Source organism: Jejuia pallidilutea (assembly GCF_002973595.1).
Classification (GTDB): Bacteria; Bacteroidota; Bacteroidia; order Flavobacteriales; family Flavobacteriaceae; genus Jejuia; species Jejuia pallidilutea.
On sequence record NZ_PVEO01000010.1, the window covers coordinates 1 to 20846 of the forward strand.

General features: G+C 34.1%; 19 protein-coding genes and 1 other RNA gene. 11 read left to right on the forward strand and 9 right to left on the reverse strand.

Annotation, left to right across the window (positions count from 1 at the left end):
• Positions 1-3188, reverse strand: a 3188-nt coding sequence (locus CLV33_RS14295) for a VWA domain-containing protein (RefSeq protein ID WP_146109748.1), incomplete at its 3' end; no start/stop codon positions are given.
• A 47-nt stretch (positions 3189-3235) separates the two neighbouring features.
• Positions 3236-3742 carry an Fn3-like domain-containing protein gene (locus CLV33_RS14300; RefSeq protein ID WP_105474483.1) on the reverse strand — a complete coding sequence of 169 codons (507 nt, stop codon included), beginning with the start codon at positions 3740-3742 and terminating at the stop codon, positions 3236-3238.
• A gap of 469 nt (positions 3743-4211) precedes the next feature.
• Here CLV33_RS14300 and CLV33_RS14305 point away from each other — a divergent pair, with 469 nt between their 5' ends.
• The 4 genes from CLV33_RS14305 to CLV33_RS14320 all read left to right on the forward strand — a co-directional run bounded on the left by CLV33_RS14305 (position 4212) and on the right by CLV33_RS14320 (position 8438).
• The gene (locus CLV33_RS14305) at positions 4212-4700 is read left to right on the forward strand and encodes a SixA phosphatase family protein (RefSeq protein WP_105474577.1); all 489 of its coding nucleotides are present in this window, start codon (positions 4212-4214) and stop codon (positions 4698-4700) included.
• 137 nt (positions 4701-4837) lie between these two features.
• Positions 4838-6901, forward strand: a complete 2064-nt coding sequence (ppk1, locus tag CLV33_RS14310) for a polyphosphate kinase 1 (protein WP_042243973.1) — start codon at positions 4838-4840, stop codon at positions 6899-6901.
• A gap of 1 nt (position 6902) precedes the next feature.
• A complete protein-coding gene (locus tag CLV33_RS14315) occupies positions 6903-7808 on the forward strand; it encodes a Ppx/GppA phosphatase family protein (protein ID WP_105474484.1) in 906 nt (301 codons plus the stop codon).
• A gap of 102 nt (positions 7809-7910) precedes the next feature.
• Positions 7911-8438: a porin family protein gene (locus CLV33_RS14320; protein WP_042243969.1), complete on the forward strand. Its 528-nt coding sequence runs from the start codon at positions 7911-7913 to the stop codon at positions 8436-8438.
• Here CLV33_RS14320 and miaE read toward each other — a convergent pair.
• Genes miaE through CLV33_RS14335 form a run of 3 tightly spaced genes read right to left on the reverse strand, consistent with a single transcriptional unit; the run spans position 8435 to position 11305 of the window.
• On the reverse strand, positions 8435-9016 hold the full coding sequence (gene miaE, locus CLV33_RS14325) for a tRNA-(ms[2]io[6]A)-hydroxylase (RefSeq protein ID WP_105474485.1): 582 nt from the start codon (positions 9014-9016) through the stop codon (positions 8435-8437). The two genes, CLV33_RS14320 and miaE, sit on opposite strands and share 4 nt — an antisense overlap.
• Positions 9003-9566 (reverse strand): hypothetical protein, encoded by a 564-nt coding sequence (locus CLV33_RS14330; RefSeq protein WP_146109749.1) that lies wholly within the window; start codon positions 9564-9566, stop codon positions 9003-9005. Before CLV33_RS14330 ends, miaE begins: the two co-directional genes overlap by 14 nt.
• A gap of 2 nt (positions 9567-9568) precedes the next feature.
• Positions 9569-11305: a DNA polymerase III subunit gamma/tau gene (locus CLV33_RS14335; RefSeq protein ID WP_105474487.1), complete on the reverse strand. Its 1737-nt coding sequence runs from the start codon at positions 11303-11305 to the stop codon at positions 9569-9571.
• 391 nt (positions 11306-11696) lie between these two features.
• Between CLV33_RS14335 and rnpB the strand changes: the two genes are divergently transcribed.
• Positions 11697-12096, forward strand: an RNA gene (rnpB, locus tag CLV33_RS14340) — RNase P RNA component class A.
• Between the two features lie 68 nt (positions 12097-12164).
• On the opposite strand, the gene CLV33_RS14345 is transcribed toward rnpB, so the two are convergent.
• From CLV33_RS14345 to CLV33_RS14360, 4 genes are all read right to left on the reverse strand, one after another.
• Positions 12165-12917: a hypothetical protein gene (locus tag CLV33_RS14345; protein WP_105474488.1), complete on the reverse strand. Its 753-nt coding sequence runs from the start codon at positions 12915-12917 to the stop codon at positions 12165-12167.
• Positions 12918-13076: 159 nt separating this feature from the next.
• Positions 13077-13622 carry a 16S rRNA (guanine(966)-N(2))-methyltransferase RsmD gene (gene rsmD / locus CLV33_RS14350; RefSeq protein WP_105474489.1) on the reverse strand — a complete coding sequence of 182 codons (546 nt, stop codon included), beginning with the start codon at positions 13620-13622 and terminating at the stop codon, positions 13077-13079.
• Positions 13622-14440, reverse strand: coding sequence for a DUF3822 family protein (locus CLV33_RS14355; RefSeq protein WP_105474490.1), 819 nt, complete (start codon positions 14438-14440; stop codon positions 13622-13624). The genes rsmD and CLV33_RS14355 overlap by 1 nt, the downstream gene beginning before the upstream one ends.
• Positions 14421-15164: a hypothetical protein gene (locus CLV33_RS14360; RefSeq protein WP_105474491.1), complete on the reverse strand. Its 744-nt coding sequence runs from the start codon at positions 15162-15164 to the stop codon at positions 14421-14423. Before CLV33_RS14360 ends, CLV33_RS14355 begins: the two co-directional genes overlap by 20 nt.
• A 128-nt stretch (positions 15165-15292) precedes the next feature.
• Between CLV33_RS14360 and CLV33_RS14365 the strand changes: the two genes are divergently transcribed.
• The 6 genes from CLV33_RS14365 (at position 15293) to CLV33_RS14390 (ending at position 20709) form a co-directional block, all read left to right on the forward strand.
• Positions 15293-16717, forward strand: a complete 1425-nt coding sequence (locus tag CLV33_RS14365) for an ATP-dependent DNA helicase (protein ID WP_105474492.1) — start codon at positions 15293-15295, stop codon at positions 16715-16717.
• Positions 16718-16890: 173 nt separating this feature from the next.
• Positions 16891-17466 carry a DUF4126 domain-containing protein gene (locus tag CLV33_RS14370; RefSeq protein ID WP_105474493.1) on the forward strand — a complete coding sequence of 192 codons (576 nt, stop codon included), beginning with the start codon at positions 16891-16893 and terminating at the stop codon, positions 17464-17466.
• 38 nt (positions 17467-17504) lie between these two features.
• Positions 17505-18233: a 3-deoxy-manno-octulosonate cytidylyltransferase gene (kdsB, locus tag CLV33_RS14375; RefSeq protein WP_105474494.1), complete on the forward strand. Its 729-nt coding sequence runs from the start codon at positions 17505-17507 to the stop codon at positions 18231-18233.
• A gap of 41 nt (positions 18234-18274) precedes the next feature.
• Entirely contained in the window at positions 18275-18979 is a 705-nt protein-coding gene (locus tag CLV33_RS14380) for an HAD family hydrolase (RefSeq protein ID WP_105474495.1), read from the forward strand.
• Between the two features lie 94 nt (positions 18980-19073).
• Complete coding sequence (locus tag CLV33_RS14385) at positions 19074-20156, forward strand: iron-containing alcohol dehydrogenase family protein (protein ID WP_244906441.1); 1083 nt, start codon at positions 19074-19076, stop codon at positions 20154-20156.
• A 4-nt stretch (positions 20157-20160) separates the two neighbouring features.
• The gene (locus tag CLV33_RS14390) at positions 20161-20709 is read left to right on the forward strand and encodes a 1-acyl-sn-glycerol-3-phosphate acyltransferase (protein ID WP_105474579.1); all 549 of its coding nucleotides are present in this window, start codon (positions 20161-20163) and stop codon (positions 20707-20709) included.
• The last annotated feature ends 137 nt before the right edge of the window (positions 20710-20846 follow it).

The following is a 20846-nucleotide window of genomic DNA, read 5'->3' on the forward strand; positions in this document are numbered from 1 at the left end:
GCGGCATCAAGCTGTACCGTAATGTTCTGGCATATGGCGTTAGGGCTAACGTTGTCCTCAACGGTCACAGTCGCGTTACAGGAATCAGTGTTCCCGTTGTTATCGGTTACAGTAAGCTCCACGGTGTTGTCGCCTACGTTAGCACAAGTAAAGTCGGTAACGTCAAGCGCAAGGGAGGCGATACCACAATTGTCGTTAGAGCCGTTGTCAACCTGAGCAGCGGTGATGGACGCATTACCTGCGGCATCAAGCTGTACCGTAATGTTCTGGCATATGGCGTTAGGGCTAACGTTGTCCTCAACGGTCACAGTCGCGTTACAGGAATCCGTATTGCCATTGTTATCGGTTACAGTAAGCTCCACGGTGTTGTCGCCTACGTTAGCACAAGTAAAGTCGGTAACGTCAAGCGCAAGGGAGGCGATACCACAATTGTCGTTAGAGCCGTTGTCAACCTGAGCAGCGGTGATGGACGCATTACCTGCGGCATCAAGCTGTACCGTAATATTCTGGCATATGGCGTTAGGGCTAACGTTGTCCTCAACGGTCACAGTCGCGTTACAGGAATCCGTATTGCCATTGTTATCGGTTACAGTAAGCTCCACGGTGTTGTTGCCAATGTTAGCACAAGTAAAGTCGGTAACATCAAGCGCAAGGGAGGCGATACCACAATTGTCGTTAGAGCCGTTGTCAATTTGAGCAGCGGTGATGGATGCATTACCTGCGGCATCAAGCTGTACCGTAATGTTCTGGCATATGGCGTTAGGGCTAATGTTGTCCTCAACGGTCACGGTGGCGCTACAGGAATCAGTGTTCCCGTTGTTATCGGTTACAGTAAGCTCCACGGTGTTGTCGCCAATGTTAGCACAAGTAAAGTCGGTAACATCAAGCGCAAGGGAGGCGATACCACAATTGTCGTTAGAGCCGTTGTCAATTTGAGCAGCGGTGATGGATGCATTACCTGCGGCATCAAGCTGTACCGTAATGTTCTGGCATATGGCGTTAGGGTTTATGTTGTCCTCAACGGTCACGGTGGCGTTACAAGAATCCGTATTGCCATTGTTATCGGTTACAGTAAGCTCCACGGTGTTGTCGCCAATGTTAGCACAAGTAAAGTCGGTAACATCAAGCGCAAGGGAGGCGATACCACAATTGTCGTTAGAGCCGTTGTCAACCTGAGCAGCGGTGATGGACGCATTACCTGCGGCATCAAGCTGTACCGTAATGTTCTGGCATATGGCGTTAGGGCTAACGTTGTCCTCAACGGTCACGGTAGCGTTACAAGAATCCGTATTGCCATTGTTATCGGTTACAATAAGCTCCACGGTGTTGTCGCCTACGTTAGCACAAGTAAAGTCGGTAACATCAAGCGCAAGGGAGGCGATGCCACAATTGTCGTTAGAGCCGTTGTCAATCTGAGCAGCGGTGATGGACGCATTACCTGCGGCATCAAGCTGTACCGTAATATTTTGGCAGATAGCGGTGGGAGGTATTGCATCAGCACCATCTGTTAGTGTAGTATTAACAGTTGTAGAACAACCTAAGCTATCTAAAATATTTATGGTATATGAACCAGCGGTAAGATTAGGGAAGGTTCCTGAAGGCTGATAATTACTGCCTCCATCAATTGAATATGAATATGGAGGAGTTCCATTAATTCCTTCAACAACAATTTCACCATTATTTCCGCCAACACAATCTGCATTTGTTTGCGAGATGATATTACCATCTAAAACGCTTGATAGTGTAATAGTATTAGAGTTTTCTGTAACATTTGGTAGTATACATCCAGTACCATAAGTACCTGTATATGTTAACGTAGCCGTAAAGTCACCTTGAAAAGGTGGAGTCCCTGTATAATTAAACGTTCCATTAAGAGTATTTGAGGTTCCAATTGAATTGCCATCCAAAAAGAATTCCCAAGCATAAGAATCTGCCATTGAAGAACAGCCACCTTGATTTACTGTGCTTGAATAGTCAATACTTGCACAGCCATTTTGTGTAATAGTAGGATTAATTTCAGGACATGGCAAACAAACAGTTGGGTTATTAAAAGTTATAGATGCGGTATTACAAGATGAATCTTGATAGTTAATGGTTGAAGCCCCAGAAGGATTAACACCACAAACAGTTGGTGTTCCTTCTATTGTATAATTGAGGGTAATTGTTTCGTTCGATACACTATTCACATCCCATGATAATGTTTGTCCAGAAACAGATCCACTTCCCTTGCTAGCGACTATTGAGCCAGGAACTACTGAATATCCTGTTTGGATAATATCTGTAACTAGCGCCTGACTTGGTAATTGAGTTGCCGCCGCAACTAGCTGCCCAAGAATAGTATTGTAAATGCCAGTAAGGTCAGCATTATTTTCAGTTGTAAAAGCACCAGCATTTTGCATCTGGTTTAGAGTACTTACACCTATAGTTTGTGTAGCACCATTAATGGCCCCAATTAAACCAATAGTAAAGAAGTTTTGATTATATACTTCTCCAGCAACAGTAGTAGTCCATGAGTTTTGTGCTGCTTGAATTGCATCTGTTTGGCAATTCGTAACGGTTGTTATAGAAGAGCAAAAGTTCAAATCGTTATCATAGGTAGGTACACCATCAGACAATAAAATAATACTTCTACTGGTTTTGCAATCAAAAGTACCATTATTGGTCAGTTCGTTATCGGCAACGATAACAGCTTGTTCTGTGTTTGTGAAACTTATAAAACCACTTGTTGGTATCGTTGATATGTTGTTTATCGCAGTTATTAAGTCTCCTTGACCACTACTATCGGTTAATGGTTCGTCTAAAGAGGCTGTAGTCCCAAAAGAAACAATGGCAACTCTATTTAAACCTGTTGGGTTGTTGGCAGGCAAGAAGAATTGATTTATAAAGTCAATAGCAGCATCCTGTGCATATTCAATAGGTAATGGCGTAGCGGGGTTACCATCATCATCATCCATACTACCAGATCTATCAATTACTAGAATAACCTCTTGCGGTTGAGTAGGCGGATCGCCAATTACCTCTAATGTAATATCAAATTGATTACAATTAGTTGGATTATCAACGGCATATTTATTTACTATAACTTCTTGCGAGTACAGAGAGTTTAGGGATATAATAAAACACAATACAAATAGTAGTTGTAATGGATTTTTTTTGTTGATTCTATGAAATAGTAATGGATTTTTCATAAAGCTTTTTTTAAAGTCTTTAAATAATGAGTAACAGAAGGTTTAAACTATTCTTCAGATGGATTAGTTATATACACACTTAAAACAGTTTTAGCGCTACTTGAGCTACAATTTTCAGATTTAGCACTAACTTCTAAGCAACTCCATGAATAGTAAGGTGTTCCATTTGGTACGTTTACTTTAACATAAAATTTTTGGGATCCTCCTCCATTAATAGTTATTGTTGTATCTGATGATTTTGAAGTAAGATTATCTGGCAATATAATAGAAAGATCTAATTCAGGATTTATACTAGCCTCTTTGGAAGTAATATTATTACTTTTTTTACAAGACTGTTTTGTTTTATCAACATTAACAGTATAAGTTTTAGTAGTACTAGATGTATTCTTTAAAATTAAATTGAAGAAAGCGCCATTCTCTCCAACAGATTTTATATTCCTATTTTTTTCTACAGTTAGTTCTGCATTACAACCAGTATTGTTTTGTGAAAAGCCTTTGTTGTTGCCAGCAAAGAAACTAATGAAACATATTAATAGTATTAATGTTTTTCTCATGATTACGTTTAGTTATCTTATTTAATATTTCTTTCAATTTTGACTGTACAAATCAAACATATGCTACACAAGGCCAATAGGCCTAAAGTGTAAAACAAAAATCGTAACGTTTTTGAGGGAAAAACAGAGAGAAGTAATTATGGTTTTGTAAACCGTATTACTATTTGAAGTTTGATTTGGGGTCATTTTCTCAAGTTTATAGGTATCACAAATAGACATATAACTTCAATGTTTTTCAAAAAAAAATGTTAAACCACGCTTTTATTCGACAAAGAGATTTATACTGTTTTCTTATCGGTATTATATACCATTCATCGGTCAAAATGGTGCTGTATTTAATGTTTCATACTCAAGATTCATTTTTATGTTGTTTTTTGTTAATTTACATTAGTTTAATTTAGCAAATAAATTGAATTTTATCGATAAAAACAACATTTTATCGAACAAAAATGCTTTTAATCGAAAACAAATGAAAAAACTTATTTTAATAAGACATGCAAAATCATCTTGGAAATATGATGTTACAGACCATGAAAGACCCTTAAAAACAAGAGGGATAAACGATGCTAATCTTATTGCGGATTACTTAAAGTCTTTAAATTTGAATGTAGACCATGTATTAGTTAGTGATGCTACACGTACTAAACTTACCGCTGGCATAATATTGCCAGCATTAAAAATTCCTGAAAACATAATATCTTTTAAGCACAAACTATATGATTTTTCAGGAGAATCCTTAATAGAAGTCATAAAAAGCGCTAATGATGCTATAAACACTCTTATGGTTTTTGGCCATAACCATGCTATTACGGCGTTTGTAAATACGTTTGGCGATAGGTATATAGAAAATGTACCCACGTGTGGCGTTGTTATCATAGAGTTTAAAGAAAGAAAGTGGTCTCAAATTAATCCAGGTAAAACAGCACACACTATATTTCCAAGAGATTTAAAAGTGTAAATTATAAAGTATATTTCTTTTAATTAAATACTATTATTGAGGTTTAAAATCTCAATGTTTAACCAAATTTTAATGAATTGTAGAATTATTTTTCAGTCTAAATAGAATATATTTGTTGGTATAATAATTTTTAGAAAATGACCAAAGCAGAAATTGCAGAACATAGATATATAAATAGAGAAATAAGCTGGTTACAATTTAATGCAAGGGTTTTACAAGAGGCAACCGATATAAGCGTACCACTCATAGAAAGATTAAGGTTTCTTGGTATCTTTTCTAACAATTTAGATGAATTTTTTAAAGTAAGATATGCTACCGTAAAGCGTATAGTTGAAGCAGGTAAAGGCGGTAAAAACGAACTTGGAGGAATTAGGGCTAAAGAGTTGCTAGAAATTATTACTAAAATAGTAATAGATCAACAGGCTGAAAGCTTAAGGGTTTTAGATGAAATTGATAAGTCCTTACGAGAAGAGGATATTTTCGTTATAAATGAGTCTGATCTTAACGAGAATCAAAAAGCATTTGTTAGAGATTATTATTTCCAGAATATAAGTACAGCATTAGTAACTATTATTTTAAATGATTTGGTGGTACTGCCCAATCTTAAAGATAGTGCTGCCTATTTAGCTGTAAAAATGCAAATGAATGATGGTACAAAACAGTTTGCCCTTGTTGAAATACCAAAAACTGTAGATCGTTTTGTTGTGCTTCCTAAAGAAGACGACAAAAACTATATTATTATGGTAGATGATTTGTTAAGGTATTGTTTGAGTGATATTTTTAATATTTTCGACTATAAATCTGTCTCTGCACACATGATTAAAATTACCAGGGATGGTGAGTTGGATTTTGATAGTGACTTAAGTAAGAGTTTTATTGAAAAAATCTCCGATAGTGTGAAACATAGAGAAGTGGGAGAACCTGTTCGCTTTGTATATGATAAAACCATAGATACAGATACCCTAGAATATCTAATGGAAAAAATGGGTATAGATAATACCGATAGTATAATTCCAGGAGGCAGATATCATAATAAAAGAGATTATATGGGCTTTCCTAGTTTGGGAAGAACAGATTTACTATACGATAAAATAGCTCCTTTAGAAGTTAAAGGCTTGAGCTTACAAACAAGTATTTTCGATGCTATTTCTAAAAAAGACTACATGGTACATGCGCCATACCATACATTTTCTTATGTAGTGAAGTTTTTAAGAGAAGCAGCTCTAGATCCTAAAGTAAAAACTATAAAAATCACCATTTACAGGCTAGCACAAATTTCTCATGTTGCCAGCTCTTTAATAAACGCAGCCATAAACGGTAAAACGGTTACAGTATCTATAGAACTCCGTGCACGGTTTGATGAGCGAGCAAACATTCGCTATGCACAACAAATGAAGAAAGAGGGAGTTAACCTTATTTTTGGCGTACCTGGGCTTAAAGTACACAGTAAAATGTGTGTAATAGAAAGAGAAGAAGGAAAGAAGTTAAAGCGTTATGGTTTTATTAGTACAGGTAATTTTAACGAATCAACAGCAAAAATTTATACAGACTACACACTTTTTACTTCAAAACAACCTATTTTAAAGGAAGTAAACAAAGTATTTAATTTTTTCGAAACAAATTATAGAATTTATGATTACAAGCATTTAATCGTCTCGCCACATTACACTAAAAAGGCTTTTTTTAAGCTTATAGACCAACAAATTGAAGCCAGTAAAAATGGTACAGGTGGATATATGAGGCTAAAAATGAACAGCCTTTCTAGCTACGAAATGGTAGATAAACTATATGAAGCTAGTTGTGCGGGAGTAAAAATAGATATGATTGTTAGAGGGATTTGTTGTTTAATTCCTGGTGTTAAGGGTATGAGCGAAAATATTAACGTTATAAGTATTGTAGATAAGTTTTTAGAGCATCCAAGAGTGTATATTTTTGGTAAAGATGAAAATTCCAAAATATACATTTCCTCTGCCGACTGGATGACACGAAATATAGAAAATAGAGTAGAGGTAAGTTGTCCTATTTACAGTGAAGAATTAAAACAAGAAATAATCGATAACTTCAATATTTGTTGGAAAGACAATGTAAAGGCTAGATTAATAAACACCGAAAACGAAAACGAATACCGTATTGATGATAATCCAAAAGTAAGATCGCAAATTGCGTTGTACGATTATTATTTAGACAAGCTAAACAATTAATATGCTCTCAATAAAAAAATATGCAGCAATAGACATTGGATCAAATGCTGTAAGACTTTTAATTTCTAATGTTATAGAACAAAAGGATAAGCCTGTTGTTTTTAAAAAAAATTCTTTAGTTAGGGTGCCTATTCGCTTGGGAGCAGATGTTTTTATAAAAGGTCGTATTTCAAAAGAAAACACACAACGCATGCTAGATACCATGCTAGCTTTTAAGTTGCTTATGAAATCTCATAAAGTAGTTAAGTACAAAGCTTGTGCTACATCTGCAATGCGCGAATCTAAAAACGGCAGCGATGTAGTTGATGCCATTTTAGAACACTCTGGTATAAGTATCGATATAATTGATGGAGAAGAAGAAGCAGCAATTATAGCTGCTACAGACTTGAATAAATTTATAGATCCTGAAAAAGTGTATTTGTACGTTGACGTTGGTGGCGGCAGTACAGAGTTTTCGGTAATTAACAAGGGGCAACAAATAGCGTCTCGCTCTTTTAAAATTGGTACAGTACGTTTATTGAACGACATGGTTAAAAAAGAAGCATGGTCTGAACTTAACCAATGGATAAAAGAAAATACCAGCGAATACGATAAAATAAGCGTTATTGGTTCTGGTGGAAACATAAATAAAATATTTAAGGTTTCTGGAAAAGCTTTAGGCAAACCATTAACATACTTTTATTTAACTACATACTACAATACTTTGCAAAGTTATTCTTATGAAGAAAGAATTACAGAGTTAGCCTTAAACCAAGATAGAGCCGATGTTATTATTCCTGCAATGCGTATTTATTTATTTGCTATGAAATGGAGTGGTGCAAAGCATATTTATGTGCCTAAAATAGGGCTTGCCGATGGTATTATAAAAAGCATATATTTTAATACCGTTTCTAGTAATACACAGTAAAATTCTGCAATTCAACTACAATATCTACTGTATTTTAAATTTATAATATATATTCGTGAACGTATATTTAGTATATAGAATATAAACCCAAAACTATTTAAAATGAAAAGATTAGCACTTATAGCTTTTTTACTTAGCCTATCGTTTCAAGGATTTTCTCAGGCCGGCACTTATGGTGTTCGTGCCGGTTATACCATATCTAATTTAGATTTTAAAGAAACGCCTACCGTGGTAAACGAGCATAGAAACAGTTTTTATATTGGTTTTTATGGCGATTTTAGATTGTCAAATGCAATTTCGGTAGTGCCAGAGCTTCAATTTTCCCCTGAAGGAGCAAATGATGAAGATTTACATTTAGACTTAATACAAATGCCAATATTTTTTAAATTTAGATTGAATGAAAAATGGCGATTAGGTGCAGGACCACAAGTTGCATTAAAGTCTCATAAAGCTAATGATAGCATGAGAAATTTCCATTACTCAGCTATTGGAGGTTTAGAATATAAATTCAACCAAATGTTTTTTATGGATTTACGCTATAGCTATGGTTTATCCAATATATTTGATGATAATTTAGGCGTTGAAGCTATAAATACCAACATTCAATTTGGTATTGGATATCAATTTTAACCGTGAATTGCCTCTGAAGTTCCTAAATTAGACATTATTTTTGCTTCATAATCAAGAAGTTGCTGCCATTTAGTATCAACTTCTTTTTTATTACCATATTGTCTGGCAAAACCTAAAAACATGGTATAATGGTTGGCTTCACTTACCATTAAGTTTCTGTAAAAGGTACGTAGTTCCTCATCTTCCAGTTCTTCAGATAATAACCTAAAGCGCTCACAGCTTCTAGCTTCAATTAAAGCAGCGTATAATAGTCTGTGCACCAACTGCGTTGTTCTGCTACCTCCTTTAGGAAAAAATTTCATGAGTTCTATTACATATTCGTCTTTGCGATCTCTCCCTAAAGTCCAACCACGTTCAATAATTTTGTCGTGAACCATTTTAAAATGACTAATTTCTTCCTTTACCAAGGCTGTCATCTCCTGTACCAAATCGGTATATTCTGGGAAACTTACAATTAAAGAAATCGCTGTACTCGTTGCTTTTTGCTCACAAAACGCATGATCGGTTAGTATTTCTTCAATATTTTTTTCTACAATATTTACCCAACGTGGGTCTGTTGGCAATTTAAGTCCTAGCATCTTCTATTTCTTTAAAGTTAGAATTTCCGTATTCATCAATAATTATTTTGTAGTAACTACTGTAGCTACTTTTTGGAACGACATTAGAGGTAATTAATACCACTTTATTTAGTTTTAAAGAAGCTAATTCGTCTACACTAATACCATTGTTAAGATATTGCTGTATGTTAAATTTTTCTCGAATATGATATTCTGAAAACGCATTATTGATTATATTTCTATAAATAAGTTTATCGTTTTTATAAACTGTAATTTCAGAGTCTATTCTCCTAAATTTTAGAGTTTCGTCAAACAAATTAGATGTTGTATGGTCTATCAATTTATTCATATTCGTAAAATTTTTAATCTTTACGCGATAGCCATTGCTTAAAATAGTGTCATTTTCAACTTCAGCATACGTTTCTGGAAATATCTTATTAGTTTTTACAGCATGTTTAGCGTTTCTAAATGTTTCAATCGATTCTTTTAAAGCCTCTTTTTTGCTCATTCTCCCATCGCAACTTAATATTGCAACACAACCAATACATAGTAAAAGTAGAAGGTGTTTCATAATTAAATATCTAAATCGAAAGTTTTTCGCAATGCTTCAATAGCTGCATTTTTCTCCTTTAATTTCTCGAATTTTTCACGGGTTGTATACGCATATTTTTTACTTTTTTCCTCGTTAACGGTTATAGAAAGGTTAATCTCAAAATTATTAAGAGATTTTCTTAAATAGCCCATTAATTCATATTGCTGACGCTCTAATTCTATTTTGTTTGTTTCGTTAGGAAACACTAAATGTATGGTAGTGCCTTTAACTTTAGGTATATCTATAGCCAGAATGGATGCTAAATTGTGCTTACCTTGTTCTTGTGTTTTATTTGTAAATTTATTCCAGTAAGTAATTAATTCTTTTTCGGTAAAAGGTTCTTTAGGTAAATCTTCCTCATCAACAACAACATCTATTTTTCTTGTTTCGTGCTCTTTTTTTTCTTTTATACTTTTTAAGGACAGTCCGGAAGTACGCTTTGTGTCTGCCTTTAATTCAATTTTTGGAGGTTCATTTACTTGAAACTTTTGAATTACCTCGGCTTTTCCAGAAACTGTTGTTTTTTCTAAGGAATCTTCTTTATTAATTTGGGGAACAGTAGTTTCAACTGTTAAAGGTTTGTTTACGGGAATAGGGGTAATACCCTTTTTTTGAAAGTAAGATGCAGGAATTATGAAACGTTTATTGTTTTTTTTTTCTCCATCATAAGTGATAGAGGCAAGTTGCATAAGGCATAATTCAACCAATAAGCGTTGATTTTTACTGGTTTTGTATTTGAGGTCGCACTCGTTTGCCATTTCTATACCCTGTAATAGAAATTCTTGAGAGGCTTTTTTGGATTGCTCTAAATATTTTTGCTTTATTTGGTCGCCAACCTCTAAAAGCTCTATTGTGCTTTGTGTTTTGCTTACCAGTAAATCTCTAAAGTGTGATGCTAAACCAGCAATATAGTGGTGCCCATCAAAGCCTTTGGAGAGGGTGTTATTAAACTGTAGTAACAGTTCTGGAATTTTATTATCTAAGATAAAATCTGTACTTGTAAAATAAGTTTCGTAGTCTAATACGTTTAAGTTTTCGGTAACTGCTTGTCGTGTAAGGTTTTTTCCAGAAAAACTTACCACACGGTCAAAAATCGATAATGCATCACGCATTGCACCATCTGCTTTTTGGGCAATAATATGGAGTGCATCATCTTCGGCAGTTATACTTTGTTCTTCAGCGATATATTTTAAGTATTCTTTGGCATCTTTTACAGTAATGCGCTTAAAATCAAAAATTTGGCAACGCGATAAAATAGTGGGGATTATTTTATGCTTTTCGGTAGTTGCAAGTATAAAAATGCAGTGTTTAGGTGGTTCTTCTAGGGTTTTTAAAAATGCATTAAACGCCGCTTGTGAGAGCATATGTACCTCATCAATAATGTATACTTTATATTTCCCTACTTGTGGTGGTATGCGAACTTGGTCGGTGAGGTTTCTAATATCATCAACCGAGTTGTTTGATGCTGCATCTAGTTCAAAAATATTAAAGGCAAAATCTTCATCTTCAGTTTCTGAACCATCACTATTAATCATTTTCGCTAAAATACGGGCACAGGTAGTTTTGCCAACACCACGCGGACCAGTAAATAACAAGGCCTGTGCTAAATGATTATTTTCAATGGCATTTAAAAGCGTATTTGTAATAGCCTGTTGCCCCACAACATCCTTAAAGGTTTGTGGTCGGTACTTTCTGGCTGATACTACAAAGTGTTCCATGGCATTTACTTAGAAAACAAATTTAATTATATACATTCAAAATTCAGAATTCAGAATTCAGAATTTGATAGGAGTTATTAACAAAAACTAACGATACGCTTTATTTTACATTGTTATATAAATATCGAACTTCGTTTAATAATCGTTAGACTTCATTAAAAACTCAAGCTTATCTTAAGCGTTAAACTAAACTTCAAGAAGAAAGTCGTGTTATTTTATCATAACTAAGTTAGCAAATACACCTGTATTAAGGATTGAGGTCACGAAGCTTCGGGATTAAAGCTCCCTTATGTAGTAAGGAGCGACTTCCAAAAGCCTAACCCGATAGGGGAGGACGTCCAATTTTATTATTATTTATGTTTTTACATTTTAGTAGTTGTATCTTTGCATTTGAGTAAATCGCCTTATCGCTTTTTTGCTGAATTTATTTCAGTATTTACCAATGTAGTCTACAACTATCTTGAAAAAGGTACTGAAACAAGTTCAGCACTAAGGAGGAAAGTCCGAACACCGTAGTGCAACATAGTGGTTAATAGCCACCGGCCGAAAGGTTAGGAAAAGTGCAACAGAAAGAATGTACGGGTAATGCCGTAGTGAAATCAGGTAAACTCTATGTGGTGCAATGCCATGTATACCAGCGTTTGAAGGCGGCACGTTTGATTGCTGGAGGGTAGGCAGCTAGAGTGTTTTGGTAACAAAGCACCGAGATAAATGATAAGGGCTTTTTATTTTAAGAATTCTTTTCTTAAATAAAAAAGGTACAGAATTCGGCTTATAGATTTGCTTTATTATAATAAACCCTTCCTGATGTTTTTTAGGAAGGGTTTATCGTTAAAAATGGTTGGTTCTAATTAAATAATTAATCTTCTTTAGGAGCATAAGATAAGTCTGGTCGCATTTCGCCAACATATTCTTCCATTCTAGAGGCGTAATTCATAACTTGACTAAATGCTTCCCAACGCTCTTCGAATGAGCCTAATACCTTTTCGTTTTCTTTTCCTGTTGTTGCAAAATCTACCTCATCTTTTGCAGATGCGGAAACTAAATAATAATGTTCCATTTGCCCAAAACCATCATGATATACTCTGTAATAGGCTTCAGAGTTCTTTTTTTCGTAAAGTGCCTTTACAGCTTTCATGCCATCTCTAACAGCTTTCGCATTTTCAGGTGTGTAGTAAATATAAAACCATCTTCTATAATTGTGGTCTTCTGGAATGGTTATATCATCTGGCATATACGATAGTTCTTTGTCGTTCACTATAATATAAGACCCATGGGAATCGTAGCATTTATCAAACTCTTTAAACATTGCCCCAAATTTATCTCCCATAGCGTCTGCCATTGCTGCCATTGGGTTTTCATCTAATTCGGCCATATTTTTTATGGGAGTAATGTAGAAATACTTAAAATCGTTGCTGGAGGCAGTAACCCAGGTTGTATTTGGTTGATGTTCTAAAGCGGCTTCGTGGAATTCTTTAGCAATTTTTTCATATTGCATAAGTTTTGAAGGTTTTACATTGTCTTGGTGTACTAAATAGGCTTGTTGTGCATAAACTTGTACCGAGAAGCATACAATTACAATAAACGCTAAAATTGGTTTGATGTGTTTCATTTTTTATGGTTTTAAAAAGTTAGTATTCAAATTAAACCATAAGCAAGTGCAAAAAAGTTTTCCTTTTTTGAAAGAAAATGAGAAGTAAATTATAGAGCCTGGGACTCTTAGAGAGATTTCTAAAGTACTGAAAAAAAAGCAATTAATAATTAACTTTTGTTAATTTTTTGCTTTAATAAAAAAACTGAACACACAACCACCATAATTTTTTTGGTGTGAAAAGTTGGGTAGCTCTGAAAGATTGGTATGTTTGGAGTGTTCTATAATTAACATACCATCGTCGAGCAATAACGTGTTTTTAAATACGAGTTCTGGTATTTTACCAAACTCATCTAAAGAGAAATTGTAGGGTGGGTCTGCAAATATAATATTTGCTTTTATGTTAGAATGTTCTAAGAACTTAAAAACATCGCTCTTTATAGTTTCTATGGGCATTTTAAAGGTTTGCGCAGTTTGGTTGATAAATTTAACACAATTAAAATTTTGGTCTACACAGATAATGGATTTTGTACCTCTAGATGCAAATTCGTAGCTTATGTTACCGGTTCCTGCAAATAAATCTAAAACAGAAAGTTCATCAAAATAATAATGGTTGTTTAAAATATTAAACAACGATTCTTTTGCCATATCTGTAGTAGGGCGTACTGGCAAATTTTTTGGTGCTACTATCTTTCTACTTTTGTATTGTCCTGAAATTATTCGCATTAAAAGCTATGTGCTATAATATAGTTGGAGTGGTTAGACTCTGTATCGTTAATCAATCTGTTTCTACTTACTCCAAAAGAGATATTTCTAATGTAGGTGTATGCCATTTTATACAAACTATCGTCTTTACTAATATTTCCTATTAATACAACGTTAATATGCTCTGGGTTGTAATTAAGTTGCTCTAAGGTAAATAATAAATAATAAATAAAGTCTTCGGCATTTTTATATTCAAAGGTGTTGTAAAGTTTAAGTTTGCCAGAGTTTACAGCAACAATTTCAAAATGTTGTTCGCTTACATGTACATATACTTTATTAACGCTACTGTTTTTTTCGTTTTTTAATATTTCGTCTATTAAAATGGTGGAAAAATGCTTAAATGTAAATTCGCCAAATGCATCGTAAATAAAATTGTTAATATTTACGTAGGGTACATAAACATTTACGCTTTCATTATTATCTAAAGTATCATAATTTATATAGTCAGACTTTAATATTTTAGAGTTAAATTTTAAATAATCTGCTAAATAATCTTTATTAAATAAAGGCTTTGGTACTAGTGTAGATAAATCGTTTTCATGAATTACCAATATATCATTAAATGTTTTTTGTAAATATTCCCTAGTATCAAAATAATGCATTAGTCGTTCTAAGGCAACAAACGGATTTACTTTTTTGTTAAACGGAATATACTCAAAGTTTTCAAAAGTATTAGTATTAATATTTAGGATACAAAAAGAAAGTCCACTCAAACTAATTTGAATGGACAGTTTTTGATTGGTAATTGTATCTAAATTTTTAGTCTTTTTTAGTGCCATAAGTTTTCGGCCAGTTTCCTATAGTTTTTACTTCTTCCATAGAACCCACTTTAATTTCGTCGCCATTAACACCTTCAACCGAAACTACTTCATTTTCTTGCATTACTAAATCTTTTGGCTGGTCGAATAAAACTACTGATTTTTTCACTGAGGCTTCAAAAACAGGAATATTAATATCGTTTTGTTCTAGGAACCCAGCTTGTAGTTTAAATTTGGCGCCTTCTTCACCTACAGGAACATTCATCATGTTTTTGTATTTGTCTGAGCCTTTAAACAGGGAATCTTTTACAGACCTAAATCCAAGGGTATCGATAATTACAATATCTTTAAACGTTTCAACCCCTCCGTAACGTCTTGTTAATTCTTCATCTACAACACTAGAATCCCTACGTTGTGTTAATGTGAATTGTGCCGTATCTATAAATTTTACAAGGTTATCCCAGTTTCCAGCAAATTTTCCAGTAACAGTTCTATGTGCTAACTGCGCATCTCTAATGTCTTCTAAACTTTTTATTACCTTAGCATAGCGCTTTTCTTTTTCCTGATTGAAAAGAATAGGGTTATAAATAGACATAAAAGTTTGATAGCCTAAAAAGCCAATTAAAACCCAAAGGGCAATCATTAAAACAGGTTTTAATTTTGAAGGTATAAATTTATCAACTAGCTTAACTAAAGCAATGGTTAGTAATATTACACCAACTACAACGAGAATTACTGTTAACATAGTATTTTAATTTGTTATAAGTTTAATAATGGTATTCAGCAAATCTACAATTTTTTTTTAATGGTTAAAACTATCTTAATAAAAATCATTTCTATATTTGAATAATTTATAAACCGTTTTGCAATTTAATGACCTCAGCAGAATTTTATTCTCTAGTAAAGCAGCATTTTCCGTTTCAACCTACTTTAAAGCAAGACATTGTTTTACAGCAACTTTCGCAGTATATTTTTAGTAAAACCCCTAATTCTATTTATTTGCTTAAAGGTTATGCGGGTACTGGTAAAACAACTATTGTTAGTACGATTGTTAATAACTTATGGAAAGCAAAAATGAGTGCAGTGTTATTGGCACCAACGGGTAGAGCCGCAAAGGTAATTTCTAATTATTCCAAAAAGGAAGCTTTTACAATCCACAAAAAGATTTATTTTCCAAAAAAAAGTTCTGGTGGCGGCGTTAAGTTTGTATTGCAACCAAACAAACATAAAAATACAATTTTTATAGTAGATGAGGCTTCTATGATTCCTGATACTCCTGGTGATTCTAAGCTTTTTGAAAACGGCTCCCTGCTAGACGATTTAATGCAATATGTGTATTCTGGACATAAATGTAAATTATTACTTATTGGCGATACTGCGCAACTGCCTCCGGTAAAATTAGATGTTAGTCCTGCTTTAGATGAAAATAAACTTGCACTAAACTACAATAAAGAGGTTACTAAAATGGAGTTGGATGAAGTAGTGCGACAAGAGCAAGACTCTGGAATTTTAGTAAATGCTACGACATTGAGGGAGACATTGGCAAGTGATTTTTTTGACACCTTTAAGTTTGAATTAAAAGGTTTTAAAGATATTGTAAGGTTAATAGACGGCTATGAAATTATGGATGCTATTAATGATGCCTACAGTAGTTTAGGCAACGAAGAAACCGCCATAATTGTACGTAGTAACAAACGGGCCAATATGTACAATCAGCAAATTAGAAGTAGAATTTTGTTTAATGAGAACGAATTATCCTCTGGTGATTACCTCATGGTGGTAAAGAATAATTATTTTTGGATTAAGCCTACAACTGAAGCTGGCTTTATTGCAAATGGCGACATTATTGAAATTCTGGAAATATTTAACATTATAGAATTATATGGATTTCGCTTCGCGGAAGTAAAAGTACGTATGGTAGATTACCCAAGAATGCGACCATTTGAAACAGTACTGCTTTTAGACACTATTGATGCAGAAACACCATCTTTGTCCTACGAAGATTCCAACCGGTTGTACCAAGAGGTTATGAAGGATTATGAAAACGAAACCAGTAATTACAAAAAATTTCTTAAAGTAAAGAACAATAAACACTTTAATGCGCTACAGGTTAAGTTTTCTTATGCAATAACTTGTCATAAATCCCAAGGCGGCCAATGGCATACCGTTTTTGTAGAACAACCTTATTTACCTAACGGAATAGATGTTGATTACCTACGTTGGTTGTATACCGCTGTAACAAGAGCTAAAGAACAACTGTACCTCATTGGGTTTAAAGACGATTTTTTTGAAGAATAATTAGGCGTACAGTGGCAGTTTGCTACAAATTAATGTTAGCTTTTTTAATTGAAGCCATAACTTAACAGACCTGTAAATTTTTAGAGTTGTATAACTTAATGTTTGTGTAATCAACTTTTTAGATTAATTTGTAACTTGTTAGGCAAACAAAACCTAAACTATTAATATTAAATATGTCACCAGAAACAGTACTTAGTATTTGCTTAGGCATTGGTTTATCCGCTTCGGTAGGGTTTCGTGTGTTTTTACCTTTGTTTGCCCTTAGTTTAGCAGCGTATTTTAATGTTTGGGAACTTAACGAATCTTGGCAGTGGGTGGGCAGTGTGCCAGCACTTATTACCTTAGGTGTAGCTACAATAGTAGAAATTTTTGCTTATTTTATTCCTTATGTAGATAATTTATTAGACAGTATTGCGGTACCATTGGCCGCTATAGCTGGTACTGCGGTAATGCTTTCTACGGTTGCAGATTTAAATGAAGTTACCACTTGGGCCTTAGCCATAATTGCTGGTGGCGGTACCGCAGCAGCCATTGCAGGTACTTCTGGTACAACACGTTTAGCTTCTACGGCAACTACAGGTGGCATTGCAAACCCCGTTGTCTCAACTATAGAAACGGGTACTTCTGTAATCATGTCCACACTTTCTATTTTTGTACCAATTATAGCTATTGTTTTGGTAGTTATTATCTTAATCATCATTTTTAAATTATTTATTCGTTTCAAACGAAAGAAAGCGCCAATTGGATAAATATTTGGTATTTTTGAACCTTAAATTACAACCGCTAGATGAAAATAATCTCAATGATTCCTGCACGTTACAGTGCTACTAGATTTCCAGGTAAATTAATGCAAGACTTGGGCGGTAAAACGGTTATTCTTAGAACTTACGAAGCCACAGTTGCAACTAAACTGTTTGATGATGTTATTGTAGTAACAGACAGCGACATTATATATAACGAGATTACAAGCAATGGAGGTAAGGCAATGATGAGCAAAAAGCAACACGACTGCGGTAGCGATAGAATTGCCGAAGCTGTTGAAAACTTAGATGTTGATGTGGTAATAAATGTTCAAGGAGACGAACCCTTTACCGATGAAGTATCATTAAGCAAGCTAATAGATGTTTTTAAAGCAGATGCCAAAAAGGAAGTAGATTTAGCGTCTCTAATGGTGCATATTAAAGATGAAAACGAGATTAATAATCCAAATACGGTTAAGGTTGTTTTAGACCAGTATAATTTTGCATTGTATTTCTCCCGAAGCCCCATCCCGTTTCGTAGAGACAAAACTGTAGATGTTAAATATTACAAGCATAAAGGCGTATATGCTTTTAGAAAAGAAGCACTTTTAGACTTTTATAGATGGCCAATGTTGCCATTAGAAGCATCAGAAAAGCTAGAGCAACTTAGATATTTAGAATACGGTAAGCGTATTAAAATGGTTGAAACCAATGTTGAGGGTGTTGAAATTGATACGCCAGAAGATTTAGAACGTGCAAAAAAACTATGGAAATAGCCTACACTGATCTTGCTTCGTTAACTATTACAAACAATTAAGTGGAAATAAACTATAACAACATAAAAGTAATTGGTTTTGATGCCGATGATACGCTTTGGGTAAACGAAACCTATTTTCGTGAAGCAGAACAGGAGTTTGCTAAATTATTGTCAGAGTTTGAAACCCCTAACAAAATAGATCAAGAACTATTTAAGAAAGAAATAGGAAACTTGCCTTTATATGGTTATGGCGTTAAGGCTTTTACTTTATCTATGGTAGAAAGCGCTTTAGAACTGTCAAATTACACCATCTCTAATAAAACTATCCAAAAAATATTAAATATTGGTAAAAATATGCTAAACGCTCCAGTAGAGCTGCTTGATGGTGTAGAAGAGGTTTTAGAAAAATTATCTAAAAAGTACAGGCTTATTCTAGCAACCAAGGGCGATTTACTAGACCAAGAGCGTAAATTAGAAAAATCTGGTTTAACCTCATACTTTCACCACATTGAAGTATTAAGCGACAAGCAAGACACTAATTATTCAAAACTATTGAATCACTTAGATATTAATCCATCAGAATTTTTAATGATTGGCAATTCTTTAAAATCTGATGTTTTACCATTAATAAACATTAAGGCAAATGCTATACATGTGCCGTTCCATACCACTTGGGCGCACGAATTGGTAACCGAAAAGGAAACTAATGGTAAACAGTATAAAACAATAAAAACCCTGAGAGACCTTTTAAAAATAGTGCCATAGTTTTACAGGCACTCTTATAAAAGTTTCATAATAATTTAAATACGTAAAAATAAAATAATACTATTTTTACATTTTGTAAAAGAAAATACACTGCATGAGTTATAAAAACTTTCCAATGGTACCAAGAGTTATTTTTGGTAGAGGTAGTTTCAATCAGTTAAGTGAATTGTTGGCCCCAAATCGCTTAAGCAATAATGCGCCATTTATTTTTTTGGTAGATGATGTGTTTAGAACAAACGTAAACATTACTTCTAGAATACCTATTGCTTATCAGGATAAAATAATACTAGTATCTACAGCCGAAGAGCCTAAAACATCCCAAGTAGACGAACTGGTAGAGGATATTATTTTAACATCAAAAGAAAGACCCTCTGGAATAATTGGTATTGGAGGGGGCTCTATTTTAGATTTAGCTAAAGCAGTTGCCATTATGTTAACAAACGAAGGTAATGCTGAAGATTACCAAGGCTGGGATTTGGTTAAAAATAAGGCGCTATACCATGTGGGTATACCTACAATTTCTGGAACAGGAGCAGAGGTTTCCAGAACTACAGTTTTAACAGGCCCTAAGCGAAAACTAGGAATAAATTCAGATTTTACACCTTTCGATCAGGTAGTTTTAGACCCAGAGCTCACTAATGGCGCACCAAAAGACCAGTGGTTTTACACTGGTATGGATTGTTTTATTCATTGTGTGGAATCGCTAAATGGCACATATTTAAATGCGTTTAGTAAAACTTATGGCGATACAGCTTACGGCTTATGCAAAGAAATATATTTAGACGGCAATTTAACCAAAAAAGAAGCGCAAGATAAATTAATGATGGCCTCATGGCATGGAGGTATGAGTATTGCATACTCTCAGGTAGGTGTGGCACATGCAATGAGTTATGGTTTGTCTTACTTATTGGGCACAAAGCACGGTATAGGTAATTGCATTGTGTTTAATCATCTAGAGGAGTTTTACCCAAACGATGTTAAGCTGTTTAAAGAAATGTTGGAAAAGCATAACATTAATATGCCCGTAGGTATTTGTAAGGATTTAAGTAAAAAAGACTTCGATACTATGATAGACGTGGCTTTAGGGCTAGAACCTTTATGGGAAAATGCTATTGGTAAAAACTGGAAAAAAACCATAACTCGAAAAAAACTTAAGGAACTTTATTCAAAAATGTAGTATGATACGTTGGCTCGCTAAATTCATTTATTTTAAGGTATTGGGTTGGCAGGTAGACGGGTATTATAAAACGCTACAAAACGATATTAAAAAAGCTGTAATAATAGCTGCACCACACACTAGCTGGCACGATTTTTACATTGGTGTTTTAGTAAGAACTGTATTAGGGATTAAAGTAAATTTTATAGGAAAAAAAGAGTTGTTTGTTTTTCCGTTCGGATATTTTTTTAGAGCCTTGGGTGGTAGGCCTATAGATAGGAAAAACAACCAAAATAAAGTGGAAGCCATTGCAAAGTTGTTTGAAGAAAATGACACCTTTAGAATAGCTTTAGCACCAGAAGGCACAAGAAAAAGAGTAGAGGAATGGCGTACTGGCTTCTACTACATAGCCAAAGCAGCTAAAGTGCCAATAATAATGTTTACTTTAGATTTTGAAAATAAACGTAATACATTTTCTAAACCGTTTTACACTACTGATGACGTAACGTCAGACTTCAAACAATTACATGCATTTTATAAAGGTGTTAAAGGAAAAATCCCTGAATACTCGTAGTAAATTCTAAAATGGCACGGGTTTTGCGTATAAATAAGTGCTGGTTCATGAAACATAAAGTAAACAATTAGTTGTCCCTAAAAAGAAACATAAACCGCCTCATAATAAAAAAGCTACTTCAATTGAAGTAGCTTTTT